Genomic DNA, 6,545 nt, shown 5'->3' with positions numbered 1-6,545 from the left:
GGCCGCGCGTCTCGCCGGTCGCCCGGGCCAGCTCGCGCGCGAGCATCGGCTGCGCGTCGGCCGGCTTGCCGGCGAGCACCAGCAGCGCGGCGTCGACTTGCGACGCCCGGTTCGATTCCGGTGCGTACTGGCGCCACAGGTTCGCGGCGGACAGCGCGTCGGCCGGGCTCTGCGCACCGAGCGCGATCTCGGTCGCGCGCTGGGCCATGCGCGGATCGCGCGTGTCGCGGGCAAGCGCGAGGTAGGTCTGGTAGGCCGGCGCGGGCTGGTTGCGCTGGAGCGCGACCTCGGCGGCGAGCACCTGGTAGACGATCTGGCTCGTCAGCGGAACGCCGGGGAGATTCTTCTGCTCGTCCGGCATCACGTGCTCGAACGCGCCCTGCGGTTCCGCGTCGTCCGATGCCGGATCCTGCGCGTGAGCCGGGAAGGCGGTGAGGGTCCAGGCGGCGAACAGCGCGGCGCCGAGCGCACGGCGGACCGGGAAGGCACGCGCGCCGCGCACGGCGGCGGGGCGCTTCAGAAGCAGCTTCGAGGGCAGGGTCATGGAAATCCGTTCGATGTTTCAACCGATTGTAACGCGCTCGCTACAATACACGCACGATCGTGAATCCAGCCTCAGACCCGTAAAACATGCCAGAGTTGCCAGAAGTCGAAGTCACGCGCCGGGGCATCGAGCCCTTTGTCGCGGGCCGCCGCGTCGAGCGAGTCGACGTCCGTACCGAGATGTTGCGCTGGCCCGTGCCGGCAGGGCTCGCCGAGCAGTTGCGCGCGCGCGAGGTGCTCGCCGTCGAGCGTCGCGGCAAGTACCTGCTGTTCGAGGTCGACGCAGGCTGGTTCATCGTCCATCTCGGCATGACGGGCACGCTGCGCGTGCTGCCCGCCGACGGCGTCCCGGTCGCCGCCAGGCATGACCACATCGACTGGATATTCGACGAATTCGTGCTGCGGTTCCGCGATCCGCGCCGTTTCGGCGCGGTGCTGTGGCACCCGCGCGAAGCAGGCGACGTGCATGCACATCCGCTGCTCGCGAGCCTCGGCGTCGAGCCGTTCTCGCCGGCGTTTACCGGCGCGCTGCTGCACGCGCGCACGCGCGGCCGCACCGTGTCGGTCAAGCAGGCGCTGCTCGCGGGCGACATGGTCGTCGGCGTCGGCAACATCTATGCGTCGGAGAGCCTGTTTCGCGCGGGCATCCGGCCGACGACGGCCGCCGGCAAGGTCTCGCTGCCGCGCTACGAGCGGCTGGCCGACGCGGTGCGCGCGACGCTCGCCGACGCGATCGAGCGTGGCGGCAGCACGTTGCGCGATTTCGTCGGCAGCAACGGCGAAAGCGGCTATTTCCAGCTCGACTGCTTCGTCTACGACCGTGCCGGCCAACCCTGCCGCGTATGCGGCACACCGATTCGCCAGATCGTGCAGGGCCAACGGTCGACTTATTTTTGCCCGACCTGCCAGCGTTGAAACCTCAGCGTTGAAACCTTTTTCCCCGATCAGATAACTTGAAGCCGCCCCGCATCGCCCCCGCTCCGTTCCCCGTCACGCCGCTGCATCGCACGTTCGCCACGCGCCTGGTCGCATGGCAGCGCGAGCATGGCCGCCACGACCTGCCGTGGCAGAACACGCGCGATCCGTACCGGATCTGGCTGTCGGAAATCATGCTGCAGCAGACGCAGGTATCGACCGTCATCCCGTATTACACGCGCTTTCTCGAACGCTACCCGGACGTCGCCGCGCTCGCGGCCGCGCCGACCGACGACGTGATGGCGCTGTGGGCGGGCCTCGGTTACTACTCGCGCGCGCGCAACCTGCACCGCTGCGCGCAGGCCGTCGTCGCCGAGCACGGCGGCGCGTTTCCGGCGACGCCCGACGCGTTGGCCGAACTGCCGGGCATCGGCCGTTCGACGGCTGCGGCGATCGCGTCGTTCGCGTACGGCGCGCGCGCGACGATCCTCGACGGCAACGTGAAACGCGTGCTTGCCCGGGTTTTCGGCGTCGAGGGCTTTCCGGGCGAGAAGCGTGTCGAGAACGACATGTGGGCACTCGCCGAATCGCTGTTGCCCGACGCCGCGAATGCGGCCGACGTGAGCGCGTACACGCAGGGGCTGATGGATCTCGGCGCGACACTGTGCGTGCGCGGCAAGCCCGATTGCGCGCGTTGCCCGTTCGCGGGCGATTGCGTTGCGCAATCGACGGGCCGCCAGCGCGAGCTGCCGGCCGCGCGGCCGAAGAAGGCGGTGCCGACACGCAAGACCTGGATGCTCGTACTGCGCGACGGTGACGCCGTGCTGCTCGAGCGCCGGCCGCCGACCGGCATCTGGGGCGGACTGTGGAGCCTGCCGCAAGCGGACGGCGACGCCGCGCTTGCGGAACTCGCGCGTGGCTTCGGCGGCGGCGGCACGGTGCCGCTCGCGCCGCTCACGCACACGTTTACGCATTTCCGGCTCGAGATCGAGCCTCGGCTGAGCGACATGGCCGACGGCGGCGGCCTGCTTTCGGGGGCGCGGGACGCGGATACCGCGTGGGTCCCGCTGAGCCGGCTCGATGCGTACGGCGTGCCGGCGCCCGTGCGCAAGCTGCTCGATGCGCTGAGCGGGCCGCTGCTGTAACGAACGGGAAGGGCGCGGCGCGGGCCGCGTTCGGGAACGCGCCGGGATGCCGCTGGCGGGAAAGGTCTTCCGGTGGGTGCGATGCGCGACGGAATCGGCTGCGGTAGTTACAGCCAGCCATGCCGGTCGAGTACGTGGTGCACGGCATCGATGCGTGCGCCGACGTCCGGAAACTCCATCAGCTTCTGCCGCGCGCGCAGGTCGAGCGGCAGCAGTTCCGCGAGGCGGTTCGACACCCAGCTCGGATCGTCGAGGCGGAACGGTTCGCCGAACGGCATTTTCTCCGGATCGGACTTCTTCAGCGCGTCGATGATGCGCTCGAGCACCTCGGCGCACGAGCCGAATTGAGCGAGCGCCTGCTCGCCTTCGAGCGGGATGTCGTCGGGCAGCGGCTCCGCGATGCCGACCAGCAGCCCGTTGCCTTCGACGCGATACGACAGCAGCTCGAAACGCTGCGTGCCGACGGCCTGCAGATAAAGCATGCCGAATTCGCCGGTGTCGCACTCGGTGATGCGCGCCATGCAGCCGATGGTCTCGGGCACCGACACGGCGCCGTCCTGCGCGACTTCGGGCCCGCTCTTCAGCAGGCACACGCCGAACGGCGCGTTGTCGCGCAGGCACGCGCGGGACATGTCGAGATAACGCGCCTCGAACACCTTGAGCGGGAGCAGCCCCCCCGGAAACAGCACCGTGTGCAGCGGAAACAGCGGCAGGTCGATCAGGGTGGTCGATAGGGAGGACATGGCGCGCGGGCGTTGGGGCGTGCGTCGCTAGGGTCGGTCGACCTCTGAGACGAGCCGCGACGACGCGTCGACATCCACTGGCGCGTCACGATGCCGCACGATCACGTTCGCCTCGCGCGCGAGGCGCGCGGCAAGCGTTTCCGCGATGAATACCGAACGATGCTGCCCGCCCGTGCAGCCGATGGCGACGGTCAGGTAGCTGCGGTTGTCATCGCGGAAGTGCGGCAGCCATTTCATCAGGAACGCATGGATGTCGTCGATCATCTGGTGGACGATCGGCAGTGCGTCGAGAAAGGCGATGACCGGTTGGTCGAGCCCGGTGAGCGGGCGCAACTCGTGGTCGTAGTACGGGTTCGGCAGCGCGCGCACGTCGAACATCAGGTCGGCGTCGAGCGGCACGCCGCGCTTGAAACCGAACGATTCGAACATCACCATCAGGTCGTTGTTCTTCTGCTCGATGAAGCGCTTGACCCACGTACGCAGCGCGTTCGCGCGCAGCGTGCTCGTGTCGATCTGGTGGCCGAATTCGGCGAGCGGCGCGACGAGGTGGCGTTCGCGCTCGATCGCTTCCTCGAGAGACGACAGCAGGCCGACGTCCGCATCGTGCGACAGCGAGCCGGACAGCGGATGACGGCGGCGCGTTTCGGAGAAGCGCTGGATCAGCGACTGGGTGCTCGCGTTGAGGAACAGCACGCGGACGTCATGCTCGCGCGACAACTCGCGAATCAGGCCGGGCATTTCGTCGAGCGATGCGCTCGAGCGCGCGTCGATCGCGACCGCGAGCCGGTGCTGGCCGTCCTCCGCGAGGTAGCGGGCAAGTTCGGGGAGCACGTGCGGCGGCAGGTTGTCGACGCAGTAATAGCCTGCGTCTTCGAGCGCGTTCAGCGCGACGGACTTGCCTGAGCCGGAGATGCCGGTGATGAGGACGATGCGCATGGGAAGCAGAGAATCCTGACGTTTCATCATAGCACCGGCTCGACGCGTCGGCGTTGCGTGGCCGGCGCGTGCGGGTTACACCAGTTTGCCGGGGAATTGACTGTCGGGATCTTGCATCGCGAGTCGTTGCCGATCCATGAAATCGCGCAACGTGTCGATTCCGCGCAACTGCAGGATCGTGTTCCGGACGGCTGCCTCGACGAGCACCGCGAGGTTGCGGCCGGCTGCAACCTGGATCGTGACCTTGCTGATCGGCAAACCGAGCACGTCGACGGTCTGGCTTTCGAGCGGCAGGCGCTGGAATTCGCCGTCGGGGCGCCGCACGAGCTGCACGATCAGCTTCAGCTTCATTTTCCGCCGCACGGCGGTTTCACCGAAGATCGTCTTGATGTCGAGCAGGCCGAGGCCGCGCACTTCGAGCAGGTTCTGCAGCAGCGGCGGGCAGCGCCCTTCGACGAAATCGGGGCCAAGTCGGACGAAATCGACCGCGTCGTCGGCGACGAGGCCGTGGCCGCGGCTGATCAGCTCGAGGCCGAGTTCGCTCTTGCCGAGGCCCGAATCGCCGGTCAGCAGCACGCCCATCCCGAGGATGTCGATGAACACCCCGTGCAGCGTCGCGCGCGGCGCGAGGATCCGCGACATGTAGAGCCGCAGGCTGTCGATCACTGCGGCAGCCGACATCGGCGTCGTGAACAGCGGGGTCGACGAGCGCGTACAGCGCAGCACGAGTTCGGGCGGGGCGGCGGCGCCGCCCGCGACGACGAGGAACGGCGGTTCGAGGGCGATCAGCTCGGCCATGTGGCGCGAGCGGTCTTCGTCGGTCTGCCGCTGGTAGTAGTCGATTTCGGCTTCGCCGAGCACCTGGATCCGGTTCGGGTGGATCAGGTTCAGGTGGCCGACGAGGTCGGCGCTCGAGGTGGCATTGCCGACGGTGTCGGCCGAAAAGCCGCGTTCCCAGCCTTCATGCCCCGTCAGCCAGCTCAGTTTCAGCGTGGCCGCGTTGTCGTCGAAGATGCTCTGGGCGTTGATGCTGGACGTATCCATGACTGCTCCGTCACTCCAATGGGCCGGTGCATGCGCGCGGCGACGGACGTCGCCATGCCGGGCCGGCGCCGGGCGGCCCTGGACGGCGGCATGTGCCGCCTCGTACGGGAAAATAATCCGCCCGGATCAACTCAAGGTTGCCACTGAGTGAGCAGGCGATGCAACTCGGCGATATCCGTTTCGTTGTGCAGACGCTCGCGCGCGTCGCGATCGGACAGCAGTTGCGCGATTTCCGACAGGATCTCGAGGTGTTGCTGGGTGGCTTGCTCGGGCACGAGCAGGAAGATCAGGAGGCCGACCGGCTGGCCGTCGGGGGCTTCGAACGGGATCGCATCGGCGAGCCGGACGAACGCGGCGAGCGGGTGCTTGAGACCCTTGATGCGCCCGTGCGGAATCGCGACGCCCTCGCCGAGCCCGGTCGAGCCGAGGCGCTCGCGCGCGAACAGGTTGTCCGTGACGGTGCTGCGGGCGATGCCGTTCTGATTCTCGAACATCAGCCCGGCTTGTTCGAACACGCGTTTCTTGCTGGTGACTGAGAGGTCGATGACGACGTTCTCTATGGGCAGGATTTTGGCTAGGCGATTCATGTTGGCAGGCGATTGGGCGGCCTGGGGTCTCCTTGCGGCGGCAGACTGATCATCCATGTTCGGCGATATCAAGGCGTTCTGCATCGGCAATCTGCAAGGCAGCTACCGCATCCAGCGCCCCCCCGGCGATAACCGGAACATTATAGAGCACAGCTGCGTGCGTGGCGCAGCGTGGACGGACCGGTTGCACCACCGCGCGGAGTCGCAAAAAAAACGCCCGGCGAGCCGGGCGACGTGTGTGTTGCGGTGAAGGTTACTGCGGCGGCAGTTCGATCTGGTCGATCGACGGTTGAAGCTTGATCGGGTCGTGCGCGTGCGTTTGCAGGCGCTCCATGTGCTTGACGACCTGACGGTCCAGCTTGTCGATCAGCAGGTCGATCGCCGCATACAGGTTACCGTTCGCGCTTTCGACGAAGATGTCCTTGCCCTTCAGGTGCAGATTGATTTCCGCGCGCTGCTGCTTGTCCTTTTCCTTGTGATTGTCGACCGAGAGGATCACAGTGCCATCGATCACCTGATCGCTATGCCGTAGCACCCGGTCCAGCTTGGTGATCACGTATTCGCGAATTGCAGGCGTGACTTCGAGATGATGTCCACTGATCTTCAGGTTCATAGTGCTTCTCCAAGCGAGT

At 67.2% G+C, this 6,545-nt stretch carries 7 protein-coding genes and 1 pseudogene; 2 read left to right on the top strand and 6 right to left on the bottom strand.

Annotated features, from left to right (window positions below; all coding sequences use genetic code 11):
• Window positions 1-544, bottom strand: a pseudogene (locus tag L810_RS33245) (tetratricopeptide repeat protein); the annotation flags it as partial.
• An 86-nt stretch (window positions 545-630) separates the two neighbouring features.
• Between L810_RS33245 and mutM the strand changes: the two are divergent.
• Both mutM and mutY read left to right on the top strand, forming a co-directional pair.
• On the top strand, window positions 631-1,458 hold the full coding sequence (gene mutM, locus L810_RS33240; protein WP_042977157.1) for a bifunctional DNA-formamidopyrimidine glycosylase/DNA-(apurinic or apyrimidinic site) lyase: 828 nt from the start codon (window positions 631-633) through the stop codon (window positions 1,456-1,458).
• 38 nt (window positions 1,459-1,496) lie between these two features.
• Window positions 1,497-2,603, top strand: coding sequence for an A/G-specific adenine glycosylase (mutY, locus tag L810_RS33235; RefSeq protein WP_021162604.1), 1,107 nt, complete (start codon window positions 1,497-1,499; stop codon window positions 2,601-2,603).
• A 107-nt stretch (window positions 2,604-2,710) separates the two neighbouring features.
• Here the strand turns inward: mutY and L810_RS33230 are convergent, their stop codons facing one another.
• The 5 genes from L810_RS33230 to hpf form a co-directional block, all read right to left on the bottom strand.
• Entirely contained in the window at window positions 2,711-3,346 is a 636-nt protein-coding gene (locus L810_RS33230) for an LON peptidase substrate-binding domain-containing protein (protein ID WP_021162603.1), read from the bottom strand.
• Between the two features lie 27 nt (window positions 3,347-3,373).
• A complete protein-coding gene (gene rapZ / locus L810_RS33225; RefSeq protein WP_021162602.1) occupies window positions 3,374-4,282 on the bottom strand; it encodes an RNase adapter RapZ in 909 nt (302 codons plus the stop codon).
• A 75-nt stretch (window positions 4,283-4,357) separates the two neighbouring features.
• On the bottom strand, window positions 4,358-5,326 hold the full coding sequence (hprK, locus tag L810_RS33220) for an HPr(Ser) kinase/phosphatase (protein WP_011353227.1): 969 nt from the start codon (window positions 5,324-5,326) through the stop codon (window positions 4,358-4,360).
• Between the two features lie 131 nt (window positions 5,327-5,457).
• The gene (locus L810_RS33215; protein WP_034195946.1) at window positions 5,458-5,997 is read right to left on the bottom strand and encodes a PTS sugar transporter subunit IIA; all 540 of its coding nucleotides are present in this window, start codon (window positions 5,995-5,997) and stop codon (window positions 5,458-5,460) included.
• A 169-nt stretch (window positions 5,998-6,166) separates the two neighbouring features.
• Entirely contained in the window at window positions 6,167-6,526 is a 360-nt protein-coding gene (gene hpf / locus L810_RS33210) for a ribosome hibernation-promoting factor, HPF/YfiA family (RefSeq protein WP_006477786.1), read from the bottom strand.
• Window positions 6,527-6,545 lie beyond the last annotated feature (19 nt).

The organism is Burkholderia sp. AU4i (assembly GCF_000466765.1).
GTDB lineage: Bacteria > Pseudomonadota > Gammaproteobacteria > Burkholderiales > Burkholderiaceae > Burkholderia > Burkholderia cepacia.
The sequence above is the reverse complement of the archived record's forward strand: the minus strand, read 5'-3'. Positions and strand labels throughout refer to the sequence as shown.

What these genes read in the sequence shown, in the direction of transcription:
- mutM (WP_042977157.1), top strand. Translation starts at nt 631, where the DNA reads ATGCCAGAGTTGCCAGAAGTCGAAGTCACGCGCCGGGGCATCGAGCCC.
- L810_RS33230 (WP_021162603.1), bottom strand. Translation starts at nt 3,346, where the DNA reads ATGTCCTCCCTATCGACCACCCTGATCGACCTGCCGCTGTTTCCGCTG.
- rapZ (WP_021162602.1), bottom strand. Translation starts at nt 4,282, where the DNA reads ATGCGCATCGTCCTCATCACCGGCATCTCCGGCTCAGGCAAGTCCGTC.
- hprK (WP_011353227.1), bottom strand. Translation starts at nt 5,326, where the DNA reads ATGGATACGTCCAGCATCAACGCCCAGAGCATCTTCGACGACAACGCG.
- L810_RS33215 (WP_034195946.1), bottom strand. Translation starts at nt 5,997, where the DNA reads ATGCAGAACGCCTTGATATCGCCGAACATGGATGATCAGTCTGCCGCC.
- hpf (WP_006477786.1), bottom strand. Translation starts at nt 6,526, where the DNA reads ATGAACCTGAAGATCAGTGGACATCATCTCGAAGTCACGCCTGCAATT.